The sequence below is a fragment of the Gracilibacillus sp. D59 genome, assembly GCF_052246695.1.
GTDB lineage: Bacteria > Bacillota > Bacilli > Bacillales > Amphibacillaceae > Gracilibacillus.
The window spans coordinates 132524-156319 of record NZ_JBQQCK010000004.1 but is presented as its reverse complement, the minus strand read 5'-3'; the positions used below and the strand labels follow the sequence as shown (position 1 = coordinate 156319).

At 36.6% G+C, this 23796-nt stretch carries 23 protein-coding genes; 14 read left to right on the top strand and 9 right to left on the bottom strand.

Features of this window, described 5'->3' with window-relative positions; genetic code table 11:
- Positions 1-102 precede the first annotated feature (102 nt).
- From ACTWP4_RS09105 to ACTWP4_RS09085, 5 genes are all read left to right on the top strand, one after another.
- Positions 103-1629: an extracellular solute-binding protein gene (locus tag ACTWP4_RS09105; RefSeq protein WP_443128453.1), complete on the top strand. Its 1527-nt coding sequence runs from the start codon at positions 103-105 to the stop codon at positions 1627-1629.
- Positions 1630-1727: 98 nt separating this feature from the next.
- Positions 1728-4028, top strand: coding sequence for an AraC family transcriptional regulator (locus ACTWP4_RS09100; protein ID WP_443128452.1), 2301 nt, complete (start codon positions 1728-1730; stop codon positions 4026-4028).
- 1 nt (position 4029) lies between these two features.
- A complete protein-coding gene (locus ACTWP4_RS09095; RefSeq protein ID WP_443128451.1) occupies positions 4030-6084 on the top strand; it encodes a glycoside hydrolase family 65 in 2055 nt (684 codons plus the stop codon).
- A gap of 26 nt (positions 6085-6110) precedes the next feature.
- Complete coding sequence (locus tag ACTWP4_RS09090; RefSeq protein ID WP_443128450.1) at positions 6111-8519, top strand: glycosyl hydrolase family 95 catalytic domain-containing protein; 2409 nt, start codon at positions 6111-6113, stop codon at positions 8517-8519.
- Positions 8520-8652: 133 nt separating this feature from the next.
- Positions 8653-9336 (top strand): YesL family protein, encoded by a 684-nt coding sequence (locus ACTWP4_RS09085; protein WP_443128449.1) that lies wholly within the window; start codon positions 8653-8655, stop codon positions 9334-9336.
- 5 nt (positions 9337-9341) lie between these two features.
- Here ACTWP4_RS09085 and ACTWP4_RS09080 read toward each other — a convergent pair whose 3' ends face one another.
- Positions 9342-10919 carry a Vga family ABC-F type ribosomal protection protein gene (locus tag ACTWP4_RS09080; RefSeq protein WP_443128448.1) on the bottom strand — a complete coding sequence of 526 codons (1578 nt, stop codon included), beginning with the start codon at positions 10917-10919 and terminating at the stop codon, positions 9342-9344.
- A 542-nt stretch (positions 10920-11461) separates the two neighbouring features.
- The gene (locus ACTWP4_RS09075; protein WP_443128447.1) at positions 11462-12091 is read right to left on the bottom strand and encodes a helix-turn-helix transcriptional regulator; all 630 of its coding nucleotides are present in this window, start codon (positions 12089-12091) and stop codon (positions 11462-11464) included.
- Positions 12092-12271: 180 nt separating this feature from the next.
- Here ACTWP4_RS09075 and ACTWP4_RS09070 point away from each other — a divergent pair, with 180 nt between their 5' ends.
- On the top strand, positions 12272-12892 hold the full coding sequence (locus tag ACTWP4_RS09070) for a superoxide dismutase (RefSeq protein WP_443128446.1): 621 nt from the start codon (positions 12272-12274) through the stop codon (positions 12890-12892).
- Positions 12893-12965: 73 nt separating this feature from the next.
- Entirely contained in the window at positions 12966-13202 is a 237-nt protein-coding gene (locus ACTWP4_RS09065) for an indolepyruvate ferredoxin oxidoreductase subunit alpha (RefSeq protein WP_443128445.1), read from the top strand.
- Between the two features lie 61 nt (positions 13203-13263).
- Here the strand turns inward: ACTWP4_RS09065 and ACTWP4_RS09060 are convergent, their stop codons facing one another.
- The 3 genes from ACTWP4_RS09060 to ACTWP4_RS09050 all read right to left on the bottom strand — a co-directional run bounded on the left by ACTWP4_RS09060 (position 13264) and on the right by ACTWP4_RS09050 (position 15701).
- Entirely contained in the window at positions 13264-13836 is a 573-nt protein-coding gene (locus tag ACTWP4_RS09060) for a GGDEF domain-containing protein (RefSeq protein ID WP_443128444.1), read from the bottom strand.
- Positions 13837-14065: 229 nt separating this feature from the next.
- Entirely contained in the window at positions 14066-15217 is a 1152-nt protein-coding gene (locus ACTWP4_RS09055; RefSeq protein WP_443128443.1) for an anti-sigma factor, read from the bottom strand.
- Positions 15210-15701: an RNA polymerase sigma factor gene (locus tag ACTWP4_RS09050; RefSeq protein WP_443128442.1), complete on the bottom strand. Its 492-nt coding sequence runs from the start codon at positions 15699-15701 to the stop codon at positions 15210-15212. Before ACTWP4_RS09050 ends, ACTWP4_RS09055 begins: the two co-directional genes overlap by 8 nt.
- A 144-nt stretch (positions 15702-15845) precedes the next feature.
- On the opposite strand from ACTWP4_RS09050, the gene ACTWP4_RS09045 reads away from it, so the two are divergent.
- Positions 15846-16412 carry an RNA polymerase sigma factor gene (locus ACTWP4_RS09045; RefSeq protein WP_443128441.1) on the top strand — a complete coding sequence of 189 codons (567 nt, stop codon included), beginning with the start codon at positions 15846-15848 and terminating at the stop codon, positions 16410-16412.
- A gap of 2 nt (positions 16413-16414) precedes the next feature.
- Positions 16415-17173: a DUF4367 domain-containing protein gene (locus ACTWP4_RS09040; protein WP_443128440.1), complete on the top strand. Its 759-nt coding sequence runs from the start codon at positions 16415-16417 to the stop codon at positions 17171-17173.
- Between the two features lie 88 nt (positions 17174-17261).
- On the opposite strand, the gene ACTWP4_RS09035 is transcribed toward ACTWP4_RS09040, so the two are convergent.
- Positions 17262-17717 carry a hypothetical protein gene (locus ACTWP4_RS09035; RefSeq protein ID WP_443128439.1) on the bottom strand — a complete coding sequence of 152 codons (456 nt, stop codon included), beginning with the start codon at positions 17715-17717 and terminating at the stop codon, positions 17262-17264.
- A 302-nt stretch (positions 17718-18019) separates the two neighbouring features.
- Here ACTWP4_RS09035 and ACTWP4_RS09030 point away from each other — a divergent pair, with 302 nt between their 5' ends.
- Positions 18020-18469 (top strand): Lrp/AsnC family transcriptional regulator, encoded by a 450-nt coding sequence (locus ACTWP4_RS09030; protein WP_443128438.1) that lies wholly within the window; start codon positions 18020-18022, stop codon positions 18467-18469.
- A gap of 32 nt (positions 18470-18501) precedes the next feature.
- Here the strand turns inward: ACTWP4_RS09030 and ACTWP4_RS09025 are convergent, their stop codons facing one another.
- Positions 18502-19032 carry a chromate transporter gene (locus ACTWP4_RS09025; RefSeq protein WP_443128437.1) on the bottom strand — a complete coding sequence of 177 codons (531 nt, stop codon included), beginning with the start codon at positions 19030-19032 and terminating at the stop codon, positions 18502-18504.
- Positions 19033-19038: 6 nt separating this feature from the next.
- A complete protein-coding gene (locus ACTWP4_RS09020; protein WP_443128436.1) occupies positions 19039-19587 on the bottom strand; it encodes a chromate transporter in 549 nt (182 codons plus the stop codon).
- 226 nt (positions 19588-19813) lie between these two features.
- Here ACTWP4_RS09020 and ACTWP4_RS09015 point away from each other — a divergent pair, with 226 nt between their 5' ends.
- Positions 19814-19936, top strand: a complete 123-nt coding sequence (locus ACTWP4_RS09015) for a gamma-glutamyltransferase (RefSeq protein WP_443128435.1) — start codon at positions 19814-19816, stop codon at positions 19934-19936.
- 243 nt (positions 19937-20179) lie between these two features.
- A complete protein-coding gene (locus tag ACTWP4_RS09010; RefSeq protein ID WP_443128434.1) occupies positions 20180-20341 on the top strand; it encodes a gamma-glutamyltransferase in 162 nt (53 codons plus the stop codon).
- Positions 20342-20494: 153 nt separating this feature from the next.
- Here ACTWP4_RS09010 and ACTWP4_RS09005 read toward each other — a convergent pair whose 3' ends face one another.
- Positions 20495-20890 (bottom strand): ion channel, encoded by a 396-nt coding sequence (locus ACTWP4_RS09005; RefSeq protein WP_443128433.1) that lies wholly within the window; start codon positions 20888-20890, stop codon positions 20495-20497.
- Positions 20891-21050: 160 nt separating this feature from the next.
- Here ACTWP4_RS09005 and yfkAB point away from each other — a divergent pair, with 160 nt between their 5' ends.
- Together yfkAB and ACTWP4_RS08995 are read left to right on the top strand one after the other, a co-directional pair.
- On the top strand, positions 21051-22184 hold the full coding sequence (gene yfkAB, locus ACTWP4_RS09000) for a radical SAM/CxCxxxxC motif protein YfkAB (protein ID WP_443128432.1): 1134 nt from the start codon (positions 21051-21053) through the stop codon (positions 22182-22184).
- A 262-nt stretch (positions 22185-22446) separates the two neighbouring features.
- On the top strand, positions 22447-23505 hold the full coding sequence (locus ACTWP4_RS08995) for a fatty acid desaturase (RefSeq protein ID WP_443128431.1): 1059 nt from the start codon (positions 22447-22449) through the stop codon (positions 23503-23505).
- The last annotated feature ends 291 nt before the right edge of the window (positions 23506-23796 follow it).

Here is a 23796-nt window from a genome sequence, read left to right as displayed (position 1 = left end):
TCTAACAAAATTATGGTATCAAAATCCATCTTTACAAAAATAATTTGTGAATGGAGCGGTGCTGAGATTACTGAAGAAATGAAGCGTGGGGAGGAAGAAAGGATGATAAGAAATTATTATTTTTATTTCTTACTTTTTTCTATGTGGATGTTGTTTTTGCTGTTACTCACAGCATGTTCTGATAGTGATGATGCGGCTAGTCAAGATGAAAAAGATAATGAATCAGCAACTGTTAGTGTGTTTAAAAGTCATTTAGGAAAGGGTACAATTCCTGACAGTGATGATCCACATGTGAAATACGTAAAAGAAAAAACAGGTGTGGAGTATGAGCTGCAAACAACTCCTCCTGGATCAGACCCTGGGGAATACATTAACTTAATGATTGCTTCAAAGGATTTTCCAGACATATTGAGACCAATTGGTGGTGTCGAGCAAACAATTATCAGTCAAGGCGGCGCTCTGGCATTAGATGATTTATTGCCTAAGTATGCACCAAATGTATGGGAAAGAATTCCTGAAGAGGCATGGGATATAGTTCGTACTGTATCTCCTGATGGGAAAATTTACTATGTACCTCAAGTTTATCTAGTTCCTTCACGAGCAGCATTGTTACGTCAAGATTGGCTCGAAGAATTAGGTATGGAGATGCCGCAGACGTTGGAAGAGTATAAAGAAATGTTAATCGCTTTTCGTGATAAAGATCCGAACGGAAATGGACAGCAAGATGAGTTACCGACAACAGGAAGAGAGTTTGGAAGATGGATGGACCATTTATTTGCGATGTTTGGAGTAGCAATGTGGGAAGGTTATCCGGAATGGGATATTTATAATGGTGAAATCAATTATGCTGGAACGTCGGAAAATATGAAAGCAGCTATTGAGTTTATTCGCGAATTATACGAAGAAGAATTATTAGATAACGAAACATTCCTCAATAAAGGGGACGTCTGGCAAGCGAAAGTTAATAATAATCTAGTAGGAAGCTGGTATCATCTTCCGGCCAAGTTGAATGATAAACTCACTGCAATGAGAGAAGAAGCACCCAACGCCTATGTTAGCGGAATGCAATTACCTGAAGTAGAGGGGTTTGAGGGATTTATCACACAGAAAAGCATGGGACTTCCTGAATGGCTAATTCCTAAAGCATCTGAAGAAAATGCTATTAATGCATTAAAACTACTTGATTTCTTCTATAATCCTGATAATGCAGATTTTATCCAGTATGGCATAGAAGGTGTACAACATGAAGTCGTGGCCGGTGAAAAAGTATTACTTCCAGCAACCGACGAAACACCTTTAGCACTTGGGATGTTAAATTTTCAAACAAAAGAATCCATGGATATTCGTATCGAGAATTCCTTCCCAGAAGAGGACCAACAGATGATTAAGGATATTTTTGAAGTAACTACAGCAGATGCAAGAAGAATTGCTGGTGACGGAATGCCTAGCACTGTTTATGAAGGATATCCAGATATTCAGTCACATAAGTTATTCCAAGAATATTTAACTAAAATTGTCATAGGTGAATGGTCCATCGACAAATTTGATGAATTTGTTGAAAAATGGCATCAATCTGGAGGCAAGGAAGTAACAAAACGCGTCCAGGAATGGTATGAAACAGCTAAGTAGATGATATACTCCTCCTCTTTCTATTGAGGAGGAGTAGAGTTATTTTAAGAATGGAAGTTTCATATAATAAGAAGAGAAATCAGAAAGCGGGTGAGTTCATGTCAAAGTTTCTCCCGGTTAAAATAAAAAAGTTACTTAGAAAAAACCTTTCAGATACACAAATCAGATTACTGCTTATTTTAATGATTCCTATTACATTTATAATACTGACGGTTGGATTTTCTTCTTATTATACTTCTAAGGATATTTTACAACAGGAATTAAATGAACCTCAGCAGCAAATGTTAAAAATAAACATGAACTTTATTGACGAATATGTAATGGAATCCGATCAAATTGCAGTAAAATTAGCATTAGACAATGATGTGTATCGCTATTTAACAAATCAATCGCAATTCTCCTATCAAAATATTAAGAACATATATGACAAGCTAACTACGATCACAAGGAATTCATCTTTTATACAAAGTATTTATATTTATAATGTGAACAGTGATAGCTTTGTTGCCATCCCTCAAGGGTTCAGCTCTAGCAGTACTACGTTTAATGATGCAGAGTGGACTAGTGTGATCGATGAATTTAAAGATACCTCAAGGGTTGTTAAGTATCGTAACCTGCCGGATGGAGCCAAGTATAAAGGATCGAACATTTCCTTGTTTCGCAAGATAAATTTAAACGGGGAAACGAAAGGGATCGTGGCAATTAACCTTAATCAAACAGAATTGTTCTCAAAATTAAAATCATCTAATGAACCACAATCTAATAGCATGCAATATATTTTAGATCAAAATAATACAATCCTACATACGACAAAGAACCACACATTGGATAACGAAACTGTCCAATTTGTGAAGGAAGAAGTAAGTAAAGGAAATCTACGCGACATTACTTACAACGATAAGATATTATTAGCCAATCAAATTGAATCTGAGTATACTGGATGGAAATTTGTTTCCGTTGTCTCTCAAGAGAGTATATTGGCTAAATCAAAAACGATACGTGATGTGGTTTTTAGTGTATCTTTAATTGCACTAATCATTGGCGGAATCGCTATTTTCTTTATTCATTCAATTGAATTAAGACCTATTAGAAGAATGAAGGAATTGTTCTCAGTAGATGGTGATCCACATTATAGAAGAGACTTACTTCATTTGGAAAATATTATTGACGACTTAGTCAGTGACCATGCGCAATTATCCCAATTGATTAAAAAAATGAAGGTTGAAGCTAAATCAAAATTTTTATATGACATATATATCGGCAGATTAATGAATAGAGCCGAGCAAAAGGAAAAGTGGCAAGCCTATTTTAAAGAATGGAAAGATGATAATATTCAACTATTAGTAGTATCGATCGACAATTATCCTGCATGGAAAGAGAGTGTGGCCGGCAATTATCATGCTGTAGTGAAGTCGGGTATGGCAAATATTTTAACTGAAGTATTATCGACCCATTACTCTGTAGAGACAGTAGATATTGGCAGGGATAAAATGATTATCATCATCCAACACTTAGAGGGAAAAATCAATGTTATAAACCATTTGAAGATAGCGCTTTCACACATAAAAAATATTTTAGGATTTTCCGTTTCTTTGGGACTTAATCAAACAGGTGTTCAATTTCTGGATTTAAAAGACGCAATGAATGAAGCGGAGGAGGCCCTTCAATATCGTCTGTTTGAGGGATATGGGAATATTTATACCAAAGCTGATCAACAGGAGGAAGATAAAGAAACGAATATGATTGAAAAAATAGATAGTCTAGTAAAATCTTTTACACTTGAAGACCCTATGCAATCAATTGATGATGTTACTAGATTATTTCAGTTATTTCAAGAGAGTGATATTAGTCCAGAGCTATCTTTTTATTTTATTGAGCAAGTAAGAAAGGTTGTTTTTTTAGGAAATAAAGAGAATGCAAATTCAACTTTCCTTACTGCAGAAGAAATTCAAACAATGAATCTACAAGATATAGCCATTGTATTCAAGGAAAGAATATCAGAAAGAATCGAAAATATAAAAAAGTTGAATGATTCTAAAAGATATGTAATGTGTAGAAAAATGATTCAGTATATGAATGTACATTTAGGTGAGCCTATCGGTATTCCAGAAATAGCAGAATCCGTTGGCGTTAGTGTGAGTCTTGCTAGTCAGTGGTTTAAAGAAGAAATGAACGACACCATTTATGGCTATTTTACAAGGCTAAGAATGGAGCGTGCGCAAGAATTGTTGATTAAAACAGATAAGAAAATAGCTGACATTGCGTTTGAGGTTGGCTATCAACATGAAAATAGTTTTATACGTAAGTTTCGTGAATATAAAGAAATGACACCAGGTAAGTACAGAAGGTTAAATAGAGTAATAGAAAATAAGGAGCACAATGTAAGGGGAGGAAACTGATTTGGACAGAAAAAGTGTTGTACAAAAACATAATCCTAGAATAGATCAAATAGAATCATTAGCACCATTATCGATAGGTAATAGTCAGTTCGGTTTCAGTGTTGATTTTACAGGGTTACAAACCTATCCCGAAATGTATGAAACACCTTTAGGTACCCAATCTAATTGGGGGTGGCATTATAGCAAAGGCAAGCATCTTTACAGTGAAAATGATATAGAATACCAGACCTTTGATCATTATGGCAGCAACATCCCATATCCTATGAAACCAGGAAATAAAGAAGAAGCTTACCATTGGTTGCGACAAAATCCACATCGATTGCAGCTTGGCCAAATTTCATTTCTATTTTTAGCTGAGAATGAGCAGATCATAGACATAAATGAAATAACTAATATTAATCAAGAACTTGATCTTTGGTCCGGTATCATAACTAGTCGATATGAAGTGGATGGTGAAGAAGTTTTAGTAAAAACAGTCTGTGATCCAACCTCTGACGCAATTGGAGTTTACGTATCCTCTACCTTATTACAAACGGGTAGAATACAGATCATACAGTCATTCCCGCTGCCTGATGTTAGCCACAATAGCTGGGATAAGGCGACTACTTTAAACTGGGATCATAAGGAAAGACATCACACTTATGAGTCAGACCATAACGATTATGTCGTGCATTTAAAACGAGTGATGGATGAGGATAGTTATTATGTGCGATGGGAGAAAAATGGTGCAAGTTTTACACATCTAGATACTCATCAATATCAATTTGTTCCTCCGATGAACAAAACCGAGTACAGCTTTACAGTTTCGTTTAGCCCTGAAAAAACAGCAAACGTGAATTCAGTGGCAGATATGATGGAAGCTTCTCAACAATATTGGGAAGATTTTTGGCGAAAAGGTGCCTTTGTCTCCTTCGAGGGAAGTAGTGACTTAAGAGCAAATGAGTTAGAGCGTAGAGTAATTTTATCTCAATATCTAACAGCCGTTCATAGTAGTGGGTCTATTCCACCACAGGAAACGGGATTGATGTACAATAGCTGGTTTGGCAAAGCACACTTAGAAATGCACTGGTGGCATAGTGCTCATTTTCCGCTTTGGGGTAGAGCTGATAAATTAAATAAAAGCCTACAATGGTATGCAACCATTTTACCAATTGCTAAAAAAATTGCTAGCAGGCAAGGGTATCTAGGTGCAAGGTGGCCAAAGATGGTGGGAATCGATGGGGAGCAAAGTCCATCACCTGTAGCCCCCGGACTTATATGGCAGCAGCCACACCCAATTATGTTGGCAGAATTACTTTACCGAGATAATAATTCTCTAGCTATTCTTAATCAATATAAGGAAGTAGTATTTGAGTCGGCTGATTTTATGGCTTCCTTTGCAAATTGGAACGAGGAGGAAGAGGTATATGTTTTAGGTCCGCCGTTAATACCTGCCCAAGAATGCCACAGAATGGAGGATTCTAAAAATCCACCATATGAAATCGAATATTGGAAATATGGTTTAGAAACGGCAGTAAAATGGGCGGAAAGATTAGGGGTTGCTCCTGATGAAAAATGGCTTCATGTCGTCAATCATATAAAGCGACCACGAGAAAAAGACGGTGTTTATTTAGCACATGAAAATGGTGACAATACATTCTCAGAAAAAAATCATGACCATCCTTCTATGGTGGCGGCATTAGGCGTTCTTCCGGGATCATTAATCGATAGAGGAACAATGAAAAACACCTTACTTAAGGTGAATGAAGAATGGCGATGGGATACGGCCTGGGGCTGGGATTTTCCGATGTGTGCGATGACTGCAGCTCGTTTAGGGGAGGCAGAACTTGCTATTGATTTTTTATTAATGGATGCAGTAAAAAACACGTATTTACCTAATGGACATAATTATCAACGGCCAGGGTTGACAGCCTACCTGCCTGGGAATGGCGGTCTGCTAATTGCTATAGCGATGATGATAGCAGGTTGGGATGGTCATGCAAATGAAGAATACCCAGGATTCCCTAAAAACGGGAAATGGAATATTCAGGCGGAAGGTTTTCAAACCTATATTTAGTGCTTTGGTCAAAGGAGGACGATGATTTGTTTGATAATGTCGCCGATCGCAACAAGCTAATCTTGCAATATCCAGCTTCGTGGTGGAGAAATATGTGGCGTGAGGCATTACCAGCAGGAAATGGCGAAATAGGAGCAGCAGTCTATGGTGCGATAAAAAAAGAGACGATACTAATTAATCACTCTGAATTATGGCATATGGGTGTAAAAGGAGAATTACCCGATGTCAGTCAGTCTTTAGATGAGACACGATCATTAATGCATGATGGAAAATTTCAAGAAGCAAATTGGCATTTAACAAATGAAGTAAAAAAACATGGCTATTTTTCTAAGTTAGCTTGTCCACTACCACTTGTTGACTTCGAATTGGAAATGCCCTGTGAGCAGGGGTTTTGCCAGTATAGCAGAGGCATTAATATGGAGACGGGGGAAGTCAGAGTCACATGGTCTGAACAGGATACGACGTTTGCTAGAGACTTATTTGTATCCCGGTCTGATAATCTGATCGTTTATAAAGTTAGCTCGAATAACACAAATGCCATTGATGCAATATTAGATTTTTCCTTACATCCAACGCATTCGCCTAACATGAAGGATAGGCATGATGAGCTATCGGGTACGGTGGATGTTCAAACAGAAGGAAACTTTCTATTCTATAAAGCTACAAACGAAGATAACACAGATTTCGGGGCCGTTGCCAGAGTAATAGCAGAAGAAGGGGAAATACGTTCAGATCACGGAAAATTACGATGTACTAATGCTAATAATCTATTAATACTAGTGAAAGTTTTTGTCAAAGCAAATAGCTCGACACAATGGACAACAATAAAGGAAGAGTTAAGCAAAATCAATACTAGTTATCAGCAATTATTAGAAGAACACCTACAAATTTATCAGCCATTGTATTTTGCATCGACGCTACAATTAACAGATGACCAAGAGCAATGGCCTAATGAAGCACTACTTTTGCAAGCATATAAAGGGAAGGCCCCTATTAGGCTCTTTGAAAAATTATGGTCTTTTGGGCGCTATTTATTTATTTCTGGCACAAAAGCGAGTGGTCAACCTTTCTCTATGTATGGAATATGGCATGGAGACTACCATTTAATGTGGAGTCATCGGATGGCTAATGAAAACATTCAAATGATGTATTGGCATAGTTCTGTAGGTGGTTTGTCGGAATACAATCTTTCCTTAATCAATTATTATGAAAGTTTAATCGATGACTTTCGAGATAATGCAATGAAACTATTTGGATGTCATGGAATCTATATACCTGCAGGGACAACACCCGGTATCGGTAAACCGAATCAATTAGTACCAGTAATTATGAATTGGACTTCAGCTGCTGGATGGTTAGCACAACATTTTTATCAATATTATCAATTTAGCGGAGATGAAAAGTATTTAAAGGAAAAGGCATTACCGTTTATGAAAGAGGTAGCAAGATTTTATCGGGATTTCTTAGTGATAGGGGAGGATGGATTTTATCAGTATTATCCTTCGGTATCACCAGAGAATACACCAGCAAATTTTATGCCGGAAAGTAGTAAGCCTGTTGCCCATCCAATGCCAACTACGATAAACGCTACAATGGACTTTGCAGTGATGAAAGAATTGCTTGCTAATTTAATAGAAGGTAGTTCAATAGTTTCGATGTATCAACGGGAGCTGCCGGTTTGGGAGGAAATGCTGGCAAGAATTCCTGCTTATCAAGTAAATCAAGACGGGGGAATCAGGGAATGGATGAGTGAGGAGTTTGATGAAAATCATGAACACAGGCATCTATCACATATTTATCCGATTTTTCCTGGACAGGAGTTAGTAAAAGAAAAAGAGGGAAGATTATTTGAGTCGTTTCGAAAAGCGGTTCAAAAAAGAAAACTGGGAGCCCAAACTAGCTGGTCCTTTGCTCATATGGCAAGTATTTATGCGAGGCTACAAGATGCGAGTCAGGCACGTACTTGTCTCGATCATCTAGCACGTTCCTGTTTATTAAATAACCTTTATACTGTCCATAATGACTGGCGCAATATGGGGTTAACGATGGAAATTGACTACGCACCAGTGCAAATGGATGCCAATTTGGGAGTAGTAAACGCTATTCAGGAAATGTTGATGTATGTTTCACCGAAGCTGGTTAAGTTACTGCCTGCATTACCATCTGAATGGACGGTAGGGAAGATAAATACCTTTCATTTTTGTACGGGGACAATAAGTTTTCGTTGGGATCTGCAAAAAGGGGCATTTTCGGCTGTAATTGAGGCGGATCGAGATACAAATATCCTTTTATGTTTACCAGTACACTTTAAGGATTATGAGTGGAAAGGAATATCTGAAGTAGTACAATCTGACTTAGGAGAAAAGTATTTTCAAATTAAAATGGAAGCAAAGCAAACATTAGAGATCACTTCTTTCCATTCATTCTGTGAATAGTGCTGCTTGAACACTACTTTGTAGCAACGGATTTCGCGGAAGAATGGGGATGGGAAGGTCTTAACCGTAATAATTTCACTAGTTCGAATAATAGCCTGCCAAGTTTTGTCTGGCAAATAGGAAGGTGATGCATATGTATAGTTCAGGAATAATGGGTAGGTTTTATGTGATCGCAGAGTGGATTTATAAATTTACCTTTGCTAATATCATTTGGATGGTATGTAATATTCCAATAATTTTTATTCTGATTAACCTATTATTAGCAGATGAAATGGCTGTTATATTGGTCTTATTCACTATAACTTTATTGTTATCACCTTTTATTTTCTTTCCATCTACAATCGCATTGTTTTCCGTTGTTAATCGATTTATTAAAAATGAAGAAGTAAAACTCTTCAGTGATTTTTGGAGTTTTTATAGAGAAAATTATAAGAAGAGCATGAAGATAGGAATGATAAGCACAGTTTTCTGGGCAGTTCTTATTATAGATTTTTTCTATGTTATGAAATTAGGAAACGTCAACTTGTCTTATGTTTTTATAGTCCTTGGCTTTTTCGCGTTTGTTTATAATCTACATGTTTGCTCTGGTGCTGTATATATGGATATTAAAATACGCGAACTATTTAAACGTGTAGCAGTTATAATGTTCAGTCATCCTATTTTATCGATGTCACTGGGGCTGATTAGTTTAACCTTTTTGTATGTAACGACACAATGGTTAACTTTCCTCTTCCCATTATTTTTCGGATCTATTTTAGTATTTTTATCTCTACTTGTTTTTATTAAGATCTATTCAGAAATGGAAAAGAAGCACTGAACCGGTTAATGGTCAGTGCTCTTTGCCAACTGTTTCTTTTCCTTTAGCAATTGTTGAAATTCTTTTTCAAGTTCTTCTGTTGGTTCAATACTTAACCTGCTTAATACATCTGTTATTTTAGTCTCTATTATCAGCAATTTCTCTTCTTCGTCATTCTTCGCAGGAGTTTGTTTCCGATTTTTAAATTGCTGGTAGTTTCCATCAAAGTAAGTAATTTGTTGATCTTCGATAGAGATAATTTTTGTAGCTATCTTTTCGACAAACCTTCGATCATGCGAAACGAAAATGACAGTACCTTCGTATTCCATCAGTAATTTTTCCAGTGCTTCCATTGCTTCTAAGTCTAAGAAATTGGTTGGTTCATCTAAGACTAGTGTATTGCTATTACTAAGGAATAACTTTGCAAGTGTTACTTTAACCCGTTCACCACCACTTAGTACGTCAACTTTCTTATAAACCTGATCACGATAAAAATGAAGTCGGGCAAGTACGGTGCGGATCAATGTTTCGTTATGGATTGAGCCTTCTTGCACATTTTCTAGGATGGTGAGTTTTGGATCCAAAAGTGACAGATCTTGTTTAAAATAAGCTATTTTGCAAGCAGAAGAGAGGTGGATACCTGTTTCCCCTTCAACTATTTTACGGATTAATGTTGTTTTGCCACTGCCGTTTTCTCCTATAATAGCAAGATTATCACTACCTTTGATAAGAAAATTCGCTTTTTTCCATAGTTGTTGATCGCCTACTTTTCCCTCTACATTCTCTACTCGTACAAGCACTTTTCCTGATAATGCTTCCTGATTCGGCAAGTCCATTTTTATCGGGGTTTCTTCAAAAGGCTTCTCTACTTTTTCAAGCTTTTCCAATCGTGTTTCAATTGATTTGGCCGTTTGTTGGAGTTTCTTTTGTTTTTTTGCAAAGTATGGCTTCGCCCCCGTTATTTTTGCTTCGGAAGCACTAGTCTTTTTAGGCTTTTTAGTAGCTCTTTCTGCTTTTTCTGATTTTAATGTTAATGCCCTTTCTAATTGTTGCTTTTTGGTTTGATATTTTTCATATTCTTGTTGATGTTGGCGTGCTGTTTGCTCTTTTTGTTCTTTGAACTGTTGGTAATTACCTTTATATTTGTTTAGTTTCCCTTGATCAATTTCCCAAATCTTGCTGCAGGTTGCATCTAAAAATGCTCGATCATGTGACACAATAACATAGGACCCCTGCCAATGTTTTAACGTATTTTCTACCCACTCGATATGGTTGGTGTCTAAGTGTGTAGTTGGTTCATCTGCTAATAGAATACTACTTTGCTTGGAAAATGCTTCCTGAATATAGTCTTGCGTTATTTCACCACCACTTTTATGATCATCAGAAGCTTTCAATTGAGGTAAAAGATCTACTGTTCCAAAGTGATGGACCGTTCCCTTTTCTGGTGGCAATATTCTTGCCAGGGTGTGTAATAAGGTTGTTTTTCCGGTTCCGTTTTTTCCAACAAGACCAATTCGCTCTCCCTCGTATATTTCGATTACATCAATTTCTAATAACGTCCTAGCTTCTACAGAGATAATAAGATCTTTCGCTTGCAATAACATAAGCTTTTTACTCCATTCTTGTTCGGAGACAATAAAAAGCCTCCTTATTCATATTCAGAATAGGAGGCAATACCGTAAGAAAGGCAGATCAGTATAAGGGAAATAATCGAATTATCCCTTATACATAAGCCGGTCAATGAGTATGAATCCTATTCTGAATATTCTGCATAAAGACATACGTATCCCATGTTGGAATAATGATCTTTATGAAAATATTTATGAGAGAATAGGATTATAACTTCATTGGCCCAAGGCTCACCCTTTCGCTTTTATTAAACAAAGTGTACAAAAATGGAAGGAAGAAGTCAATAGGCAATATACAGCATCGATTAAAAAAATAGTCGCAATTAACCAAATGCTTTCATGGGGGATGTCATAAGACACTTTTTCATTTACGCGGACATCTATTCCGTTATTTAGCAAATTTGAGGTTGATTTAGTGGAAATTTAAGTTGTTAACGGAATAGATGTCCACTCACACCCTGAAAATAGCTATTTTAATATAAATAACGAATTAAATGTCCGCCAAACATATCTCTTCATTAATCAAATTGCACCATAAACCGGCAATGGTTATTTCCTTCTGTTTTACATTCCACTCTCTCTACACTCTCTGTAGCTAAGACTTTCTTGAACATACTTGTTTCGCATTGGCAGGCGATATGAAATTCATTTGCCACTGCAAAAATAGGGCAATTATATTCAATAATCTCAAATTGATCTTCACTATGTTGAGATAATTCCGCCATATAGCCTTTTTCGTTTTGGATATTGACGACATCCCTTATTTTTTCGATATTTGAGGATTGATCGACAAGATCGGTATATTGCTTTGTCAGTCGCTCTTCTCTATTTTCAAAAAGTTGATTAATCGATTTTTTCCCGTGAATTGCCTGAATATCTTTTAGAAACTCTACACTTATGGATTCATAGTTATTAGGAAACAGACGTTTTCCCTTTGTCGTTAAAAAGAATTCCTGGATTGGCCGTCCAATTTCCTTTTTCTTATATTGACTGTACACAAGCCCGTCTTTTTCTAGTGTGGTTAAGTGCTTGCGAATGGCCATGTGCGTGATATCTAAATGGTTGATAAGTTCATTGACAGATAATGAGACTTTTTTCTTTAATAACTCTAATATTCTATCTTTAGTCGTTTTCGTTAATTGTGTCATGGGATTCCTCCTGCACTGGCTTCCCTATATTTATGATCTCCATTATACAATATAATTGGTCTATACAGAAATAAATGGAAATTTTGAAGCAAATGTGTTGAATAATTGTTAATTATAGTATAACATATAATTATACTTTTTATACTAAAAGGTATAATAAATATAATGGAGGTTTTACATATGGCTAACTTTACTTTACCTGAATTAGGTTATGCGTTTGACGCACTTGAACCACACATTGATAAAAAAACGATGGAAATTCACCACGGAAAGCATCATCAAACATACGTTACGAAATTAAATGCCGCATTAGAAGGGCAAGACGCTTTAGCTGATAAAACTCTAGAAGCACTTCTAGCTGACTTAGATAGTGTACCGGAAAATATCCGTACTGCAGTGAGAAACAACGGTGGTGGACACTTCAACCATACATTATTCTGGGAAGTGATTGCTCCAGGATCTAAAGCAGATCAACCAGAAGGAGAATTAGCGAAAGCTATTGATGACGCATTTGGAAGCTTTGATCAATTCAAAGAGCAATTCTCCAACGCAGCAGCTACTAGATTTGGTTCCGGTTGGGCTTGGTTAGTCGTAAATGCAGACGGTAAGTTAGAAGTAACTAGTACACCTAATCAAGACAATCCCGTTTCAGATGGAAAAACTGCAATCCTTGGCATTGATGTCTGGGAGCACGCATATTACTTAAACTACCAAAACAGACGTCCTGATTATATTGCTAATTTCTATAATGTCATTAATTGGGATGTTGTTGCAGAAAAATTTCAAGCAGCTGTGAAGTAAATAGTATTTAGTGTTAGATAAGTGGGAGGATGGTTGCTGTCTTTCCACTTATTTTAATGAGGAGGTTTTTAGTGTGGCATTTGTGATAACCGGGCCTTGTGAAACAGAAAAAGCCGGAGAATGTGCAACAGTATGCCCGGTAGACTGTATTGAAGAAGGGAAAGATCAGTTTTATATCGATCCTGATATTTGTATTGATTGTGGAGCTTGTGTAGCAGTTTGTCCTGTTGATGCTATTGTCGAAGAATATGAAATGACTGTTGATCAAGAGCCATATTTGGAGAAGGCAGAAGCATTTTTTGGTAATTAACCAGAAAGCCCTGGAAATATTTTGTTTCTAGGGCTTTTAATTATGAAAATTTATCATATCATTACATACATTTCACTAAATCATTGGTGAGATAACAACTATCGGATATACTTTTGCATTCCTTTTTGATTTTTGTTGCAAACTCGACAATTTCATAGGATGTTTTAAATGTATGGTGTTGATTGGTTACAACAGCGATTGAAATAGATAATAGAGGGATTTTTTCCGGAATCCCCACACGGTTTTTAGTTATGACGTAACCTTGTTCTAAATGTTCTTTGTTATATATGGAAGGGATCATTTGATTAAATCGGTCAATAATTTTCTCACATACGGATTGAAAATTCCAATCATATAAAACAATAATAAAATCATCACCACCGATATGTCCAAGGAAAAGATGATGACCACATTCTTTTAAAATGGTTGCCGTTTGATAGATAACATTATCTCCTTTAGAAAATCCGTAAATATCATTATAAGCTTTAAACTGATCTAGATCGATATATAATACAATATATTTTTCGGTGAAGGGTAGTCGTTCTAGCTGTTCATCGATGAGGAAATTTCCTGGGAGTTGCGTTAGTGGATTCTTAGAAGTGGCAATTTGAGATTGGATTTGTAAAAAGAGCACAAAGATCGACTTAACGCAGACATTTATTCCGTTATATCAAGAGAAAACAATGATATTGCCATGTTAGTGGACATCTGTTCCGCTATTTAGCAAAATAGAGGTTGATTTCTTAGGAGTTTAAGAAAATAACGTACTCGATGTCCACTTACATCTTGAAAATAGCTATTTTAATACAACTAACGAATCAGATGTCCGCCTAATATTGAAACGGATGATTTCAGACATGGTACTACTCACCTCTATTCATCCAATTCCATAATCTTGACTCATCTATTTGTAAAACAGAAATATTATCATTCTCTTGTAATGATAATATTTCTTTTGTCGGTCCGGTAATAACGACGCCGTAATGCTTAATCCCTTCTTTTTCTAAATAGTTGATTTTATGTTCAAGTTCGAGATCTCCGAATATGACTCTAGAGGCAAGATTCTCATGTTCTTGTAAAAACGTTAATGTCTTGAGGAACTGCTGATGCAGTACATCATAATCCCCTTCGCGATACGTTGGGGAACTGTAACCTTCGGAAATGACCGAGCTGCCAAAAAGTCCTTTTTCTTCTTCACGACTTTCTAGGATCATGTCGTCATCATGCCAAATTGGAAAGCTTGGAAAGCCGATTGAATTAAAAATTACTCCTAAGTTCCTTTCATCCGCATTTTCTGCCCCTGAGTCAACTGCTAACCAGAGCAAATCGATTTCTTTTTCTGAAAAAAGCTCATATACTTCCTCTGTATCCAATAAATCGGTAAAAGATACATATGCTGAAGTAACAGTTCCCTCTGGAAGTCTTTCAAGCTTTCTCCAGTCTGATGTCATATCAGAACCTGCACCAGGAAAAACAAAAGATGGAGAAGATTGCGATATCGAACCGAAATGATTTTCTTCGCGCATCCGTAAAAATGAAAATATAAAATGGGATTTATACTCCCCAACTTCGATAATTTCATCTCCGATTTTCTTTTTTTTCGGGGTTGTAAGTTCCATGTTGAAATATAGGTTGCCACTATCCAAACTGGAATGACTAAGATATCCATAAGGGTTAGTAACCGTTAAGGTATGATCGACAACATTTCTTAAAACCTCAGCACGATCAGGATCACCCCAAGCATAATATACGCTTGTTAATATACTAGTTATGATGGTAAACCCAATGAATAACAAAATGACAAAATATGTTGTTTGTATTCTAGCTTTCCATTTACCTTTTTTAATTATTTGTTTTTCCTTTTGATCCAAAGGCATATCATCCATTTCATCATTTTCCAAAAAAGATTGATATGTTTCTAATTTCTCTAATTCTTTCTCAAATTCTTCTAAATCTTTTCCGGATAATTCGCCATTTTCATAAGCTTCTAGTTTCTTTTGGAATGAATCATTCATCATTTTCCTTCCTTTCTCTTAATGTTTGCCTACCACGGAAAAGTAAGACTTTATAATGACTAAGTTTTACATTCATTACTTTTGCGGCTTCCTTGTAAGGTAATCCATGGATATCGTGAAGAATAATCGCGTGTTGTTGTTTCTTGGGCAACTCTTTGATCCATATTAGAATTTGTTTTGTCTCTTCATTTATTAGTAATTGTTCGTGAAGGGGCGATCTTGGATCCTTTATCCTATGAAAGAAGGAACCTTCTTTGGTAACGGCTTTCTTCTGTTTACGATAATGATCGATAAAAGAACGATATGCAACGGTGAATAACCATGTTTTTACATTTTCATTATCATAAAACTCTAAATATAAGTAAGCCCGTAGAAATGTTTCCTGGACAATGTCCTCCGCTGTATAGTGATCATGACAAAGAGAAAGAAGGAAGCGATAAATATCTCGAAAATATTTTTGGTAAATCTTATCTATTGATCCCATTTGCTCCCCCTTTCCTTTCAACTATATCACGCAGCAACATAAAAAAAGTTACAAAAAAAATGAGATTTAAATATATTTATAAAATCTATTTATACTTTTTGGAAAAATGTTATAATTTGTATGATGGAAGAAGGTGTAAATAGGATGTTGAAAAAAATATTTAAAAAATCGGAACCTTCACAAGAAGAATTCCGTCTAGTATATGACATGTTTTATTCGAGAGTATACCGAGATGTCTTTTTCATCACGAAAGATAGTCATTTGGCTCAAGATGCTTTGCAAGAAACATTTGTGAAAGCATATCAACATATGCATCGGTTGGAAGATAAAGAACGGATGGGGGCATGGCTTTCTACCATTGCAACAAGAACTGCCATTGACATCTTAAGAAAGCGAAAAGGTGCACGTGAGGTGTTAACAGAGGACATTGCAATACAAGAAAAAAATATAAATGAAAAAGGCTTTGACACCTTACATATTGTAGAGGCTAATTTAGTGAAAGAGGATTTGCTGGAATCGATTTATGAAATAAATGCAGAATATCGGGAAGTAATACTGTTACGGTATATCCATGACCTTTCAATAAAGGAAATTGCTCACTTGTTAAAAATAAAGGAGTCTACCGTAAAGACTAGACTTCATCGTGCGCGGAATAAGATCAAGGAAAAGGTGCAACATGATCCGAAGCGACAATGGATTGGTGGTGAATGATATTGAGTGAAGAACATATGTGGAAGGATTTGTTTAAAGAGGATTATCACAAAGTAGAAGCTGCTCCACATTCAAAAGAAGAGAACTGGGAGAAAATAATAAGAGAAGTATCCAAGGAGAACCAAGATCAGAAAAAAAAGCCGAAGAAGAGCTTGTTGGTAGCAGCCATGTTAGCTGTTATAGTGATTGGTTCTGCTTTTGCTCAATCTGATCAAATTCAAGCATTTGATTGGTTTGTGAAAATGTTTGTCACAACTGATGGTGATACGACGCAAATTAACCAAACGACAACGGGAGAAAGTGAACCGTCAACAGATTCTCTGCCTGACTTTAATACTATAAAAACAGAAGAAGTTCAAGTGGATAGCAAGGAAATGACGTACGAAGAGGCACAAGCAGAAACAGAATTTTATATTGCTAAACCAACTTACTTACCAGATAATTACCGATTAGAAACAGTAACTGTATTCTATGAAAATTCCTCAGCTAAGGAAAGTCAACTTAATTATGTAAATGACACGAACAATATATTGACATTACATCAAACTTATCAACCGAATGATTTTGCTGACGCTAAAGTAGTTGATAATGAAGATACAGTGGTCAAAACAGTTGCTTTAGATAGTGGAGAAGCAAGTTTGTTAGAATTTAAGGATGGTATGATACAAATTATCTGGAGCACACCACAGATGGATTGGTTACTGGAAGGTAAAGAAAAAGAAGAAAACCTTATAAAAATTGCTGAATCGATAGAGAAATAAAAGGGTTTCGCATCTTTTGCCAGATGCGAAACTCTTTTTAGTTTGCGAAGATTTAGCAATAAGATCCTGGTTCTTACAGGTACCTAAATTAATACCTTAGACTTCCTGTGGTGGCATAGAGGTATTCAGTGTTATCATATCTTGTGGCTGTGTGATAGGTGCGAATACGATATTCATACCCCCTTTGAATTCGAAAGTTGACGCTACCACTAACATATGAACTGTAACTATTAGCAAATCTCCTACTATTACCAGTATTCACCCACTGACCGGTTGATTTATTTTTGACTTGTAAGTAAATGGTACAAGAAATTTGTTGCACGGATGAATAGCTAGAAGTACTACAACTGCTTCCGACTGTTTGTGAATCCACTCTGCGAATCGAGGCATTCCCATCTTTAATATAATTTGTTGATTGGACACTGATGATATCTTTTTTTATTTGAGGCTTATCGTGCTCTGAAGCCTCCACATCTGAAGAATAAAGAAAAAATCCAATAATGAGGACACATGATGTTAGTAAAACTTTTGCTAACATTTGCATAAAACCATTCCTTTCAAGGTTTTTGTTTCAAATGTTAGACGTTAGTAGCAGGAAAAAAGTTTCAGTAAATTAGGAAATATGTTCCCTGATGTTTTTCATTTGTAAAAACGTAAAGGCCATTTTAATGAAAGGGACAGAAAAGAAATAGCGATTGTGAGCCTTCACTAATTTACTGAAGGCTGGGAAAGGTATGCATAAAGTATATCTTTTTTTCGTTTCGAAAGGAAATGGCACCTTTTCTTGACATTTTGTTAAGTGAATAGCATGCTATACGTAAATAGTTGTTCGAAAGGATGCTTGAATTGAAAATCGACGAGAAAGATAATAAAATATTAGAATTATTAGCACAAAATGGACGTATGTCCTATGTTGATATTGGTAAGGAATTAGGTCTATCAAGAGTGGCCGTACGTGAACGTGTGAATCAATTAATTGAGGAAGGGGTTATTGAAGGGTTTAGTGCCGTGATTAATGCTGAAAAAGTAGGTAAACAAGTGTCTGCTTTTTTTGAAGTAGACTGTGAGCCATCTTCGTTAGTACAGGTAGCCCAAAGTCTGGCGGATAATCCGAGTGTGGCCAGCTGCTATCAAATGACAGGTCCGAGTACGTTACATATGCATGTCTTGGTGGAGGATTTCAAAAAGTTGGAGTCGTTTATCAATAAAGAACTATATAGCTTAGAAGGCATTACCAGAGTGGAAAGTCATATTTTATTACGCCGGTTTAAGAGTAGAAAAGGCTTGAAACTATAAGAAAGCGCCCATTTACAAGGCGCTATAATCTGTCACGCTAAGAAAACCGCGCCGTACGCTAATGCACCTATAATGACAAATGCAGGGTGAACTTTTAATTTCACCAAAAACAGCCAACTAATTCCGACTAATAATATGGTTTGCCATGTTCCTTCATTCTCATACGATTGAAAGAAGAATTGAAACGTTAAAATTCCTAGAAGAACCGCAATCGTTGGTCTGATAAACATCGTCATTCTTTTTACCTTAGATGAATTTTTATATTTATATAAGATACTTAGTAAGATAATCATTAAAATCAGGGAAGGTGCTACAGTTGCAAAAATACCAACACCTGCACCTAGTAAACCTGCTTGTTCATACCCGATATAGCCAGCCATCTTCGTTGCTATTGGACCTGGAAGAGCATTGCCGATGGCAAGTACTTCCCCAAATTCAGAAAGACTTAACCATTCATAACGGTTGACTACTTCATTCTGCACTAAAGGAATACTCGCTGGCCCGCCTCCATAACCGACAATACCAGGGATAAAGAATGCGATAAAAATTTCCCAATAAATCATTGTTATCTATCCCTCTCCTTCTTGTTTTGGTGTTGTCGCAAATGCAACGATTAATAAAACAAGTATGATAATGGCCGGATGAATATTAAGTAATTGCAACAACAAAGTACTTCCGACAATTAGGATCAAATTAACCTTCCAGCCTAAGTCTTTTGTTCCTTTTTTAATAAAATCCCAAGTCAGAATGGCAAGCATGACACCTACGACAGGTACTATGGCATGAGTCATACCAATAACCCATGGTAATTCACTAAAGGTACTTAATGAAACAAGTAAAATAATCATAACTGTAATGGAAGGAATTATCGTTGATAAAACGGCATTGATTACACCTAACCACCCAGCGACACGATATCCGATGTAACCAGCCATTTTAGTTGCAATCGGTCCTGGAAGCGTATTACCAATTGCCAGAATGTCGGAAAATTCATTTTCATCCAACCATTTATAATGATCGACAACTTCTTTATGAACAAGTGGAATCGAAGAAGGACCACCACCATAGCCTAACACCCCAACCTTAAAAAACGCCCAAAAAATCTGAAAGTGTTTCATGGAAGCTCTGACTCCCTTTCTATAAGAATGGAATAGTTTTTGTTATTTTAACATATGGATTTTGCGATTGTTAATTATTATATATTATCCAATTAACAAAGGGAATAATTAATGAATTTTAAATTTCTTAAGTTAACAGAGGTGATGGTGTGAAGGCATATCGACCAACGATTATGGCTCCAAAACCGTAGTAATCTCCCACCATTACTTAGCTTCCCAAGCTGGTATGAAAATATTGCAAAAAGGTGGTAACGCCATTCATGCTGTTATTTTGGTTACTGCTACACTAGGTGTTGTCTATCCACATATGAACGGTTCGGGTGGAGGACAACTTTTGGTAATTTTATAATGCGGAGAAACAGGAACTGAAAGGGTTAAATGGCAGCGGACGTACGGGTCAAATAGCTAAAAGAAAATATTGTTATCAGTTAGGTTATGACATTATTCCAGAGCGTGGATATTTAGCCAAGGAGATACAGTTTGGTTTGGTTTTGTAGAAAGGTGGTGAAATGCTGTATCGATGATTCAAAGTATTTATCATGAATATGGTGCTGCAGTGATCCCTCCGGAAACGGGAGTAGTTTTTCGCTGAATGAAGATGAATCGATTAGAACCTAAAAAACGGACTTTTCATACGCTTAATCCTGCGATGTTATGTAAAAATAATCGGCAACACTTAGTTTATGGAACAATGGGAGGAGAAGAATCAAGTGAGGATGACTTATGGCAGGTCGATATCGCGAAGGTTTTTTAAACTTATCTATCACGGTGCTAACCGTCTGTAAGCCCCCACTTCAAGCTTCAAGTAACACAAGAAAGCTAAGTGTGGGAAAATAGACGCTAACACCCTGATAAGTTTCACTAATGATCAGTGGGGGTCAAAACCCCTGATGATCATAGTCTCGCTTTATCTTTTTGATCGATCTAGCGCCTTCAAAAAATAAGCTGCAGGTAACAGGACGCCAATCGCTGCTTGAATTAAAGCAAAGAATCGTGCAGAATTAACGGGGATCATATCTCCATAACCGACAGCAAGGATAGTAACACCACTAAAATATAATAGATTGCTAAAGCTGTGCTCAATAGGAGTGTTGTCCGATAATTCCTGCACAACTACTGTTTCCTGGAAAGACAAAGCATAATATAGTAGAGCGAAGCCAACCGTAACACCAAACATGACAAAAAATAACTTTTTGAAAAGAGCTGTACTGAAATAACTTTTCTGATAGTTTTTATTTCGGAAAAAATATAGCAAATTGGCTATGATGAAAATAATGGCAGCGACTACTAAAACCTGCGACATTACGATCCCTCCTTACTTCCAACATACACTTATGAAATATAAATCAAACATCCTTTTCGGATTACTCCTGCTCTTGTCTCTTTTGTCGATTTCATGAAGAAAAAAATCCATTTATTTGTTACAATTGTGATGAAGGTCTGTAGAAAGGAAGTTTAATAAAATGACGTTTGTGAATGAAGCAAAGCGTCCTATTACACCAGCACATGATCCGTGGGAAGCGTACATGGATGTTGAACAATATGGTGAAATGACGTTAACGAATATAGAATTTACTACCACTCATTTATGTAATATGCGCTGTGCGCACTGTGCAGTGGGATATACGTTGCGAGATAAGGATCCAGATGCATTGCCTTTTTCTTTGTTAAAGCAACGATTAGATGAAATACCACATTTGCGAACATTAAGTATTACTGGTGGAGAACCGATGATGTCTAAGAAGTCGGTGCGAGAATATGTGGTGCCGTTACTTCGTTATGCACATGAACGAGGAGTTCGAACACAGATTAATTCAAATTTAACACTTCCGTACTCCCGCTATGAAGCAATCATTCCGTATTTAGACGTATTACATATCTCACATAATTGGGGAACACCGGAAGAATTCGCAGAGACAGGTTTTGCGAATATGGAGCGAAAACCAAGTGAGGAAAATCGTAAAAAGTATTTTGATCGAATGGTCGAAAATTCACAGCGACTGGCTGCAAAAGGTGTGATGGTATCAGCGGAGACCATGCTGAACAAACGAACATTTCCTTATTTAGAGTCAATTCATGATCACGTGGTGGAGATGGGATGTGTACGTCATGAGATTCATCCCATGTATCCAGTTGATTTCGCCAGTAATATGGAGACGCTCCATCTAGCAGAAATGCAGGAAGGCATTGAACGCCTATTGAATCACCGTGATGAATCGATGTGGATGTTATTTGGAACATTGCCGTTTTATCCATGTAACAAAAGTGAAAAAGAACTAGCTTTGTTAAAAAGGTTATACCAAGAGAAAAATGTAACTGTACGTAATGATCCGGATGGAAGATCTCGTTTAAACGTAAACATCTTTTCAGGAGAAGTGATAGTGACGGACTTTGGTGATGATGAAGAGCCATCACTTGGCAATATTCAGAACACCCCATTACAAACTTCCTATGAACGTTGGATGGAATCCAAAACAGCGAAATCATTGAATTGTCATTGCCCAGCTGTTAAATGCTTAGGACCGAATATCTTGGTGAAAAATACATATTACCAAGATGTTGATTTTACAAAAAGGTCAGCGAATATAACGATATAGCGGTCTGAAAGATATAAGCCCTGTTTCCATAACAAGTGAAACAGGGTTTAATACGGATTGGAGATCATAACTTTTTAGTTGCGCATAAATGACTACTTATACGCAAAAGACTTAGGTAAAGCCTGTTATATTTTCTGTAATGGAAAAATGTTACTCTAAATATGACAAATGTCATCTTGAAATCCTGACAACTGTGTCTTATAAAAATACCGAAATTGGAGTAAACTTTCATATATAGAAAGCTTCGAAAGTAGGGATTATGATGAGTAAACAAAAACAAGCTAAATTAAGAAAAGATGTAATGCCGTATGCAACGTCGAAGACTAAAACAAGCATGATTCAATTATTAAACACAATTCCACCATTCTTTATATTGTGGTTTTTGGCATATCAGAGCTTGTCAGTCTCGATTTTCTTAAGTCTTGCTTTCTCCATTGTAGCTGCAGGATTTATGGTGCGAACATTCATTATTTTTCATGATTGCGCCCACCAATCATTTTTCAAAAACAAGAAATGGAATCGTGTGCTCGGAACTATCACAGGTGTTCTCACACATTTTGCTTTTGAAAAATGGAAAAGAGAGCATTCGATTCATCATGCTACAAGTGGTAATTTAGATCAACGTGGAACAGGCGACATTTGGATTATGACAGTTAACGAATATGAACAGGCTAGTAAGTGGGAAAGATTACAATATCGTCTTTACCGTAATCCTTTTGTTATGTTCGGTTTAGGTCCATTTTCGTTATTCTTATATGACAATCGTTTTAATCGCAAAGATGCTCGTAAGAAAGAGCGATGGAACACCTATTTGATCAACTTTATGCTGGTAACGATTTATACGGTTATTGTATTGACATTAGGATGGCAGGCGATCTTACTTGTCCAACTCCCAATTGCATATGTTGCAGGCGCTCTTGGTATTTGGTTGTTTTATGTTCAGCATCAATTTGAGGATTCTTACTTTGAGAATGAATCGGATTGGGATTATGTGAAGGCTGCAGTGGACGGAAGCTCCTATTATAAGTTACCAAAATGGCTGGAATGGATGACGGGAAATATTGGTTATCACCATGTTCATCATTTAGCACCAAGAGTACCGAACTATCATTTAGAGCAGGCACACCAGCAAACACCACCTTTACAGAAGGCAACTACTATAACACTAAAGACAAGCTTAGAATCGATTCGATTCCGATTATATGATGAAGAGCAGAAGACTTTCATTAGTTTTAAGGAAATGAAAATGCGTAGTAAGAATAAGAAGAAATCAAATATATCGATACCTTCGACGAAAGGTTCTCAAACGATTCGTTCCTAATTTGGGACGACCCCTATCCCCTGTCCCATTACTTTTTGGTACAATGTAGATAGGGGTTATTTTTTTGGAAAGTAAAGTATAAAAGGATACGTCTAGATGAACTAGGCGACATAAACTGCGAAATAACTTGGACTCCCAAGTGAATCTGGGCTGAGCGCGGACATTTGTTCCGCTATTTGTGACAAAAGTGCCGTTTTTAGGGTGGTCGCAGACATCTATTCCGCTATTCATCGAAAATAGTGCTAATTGAAGCCGAGATGAACCAAATAAGGGATTCAATGTCCGCTAACA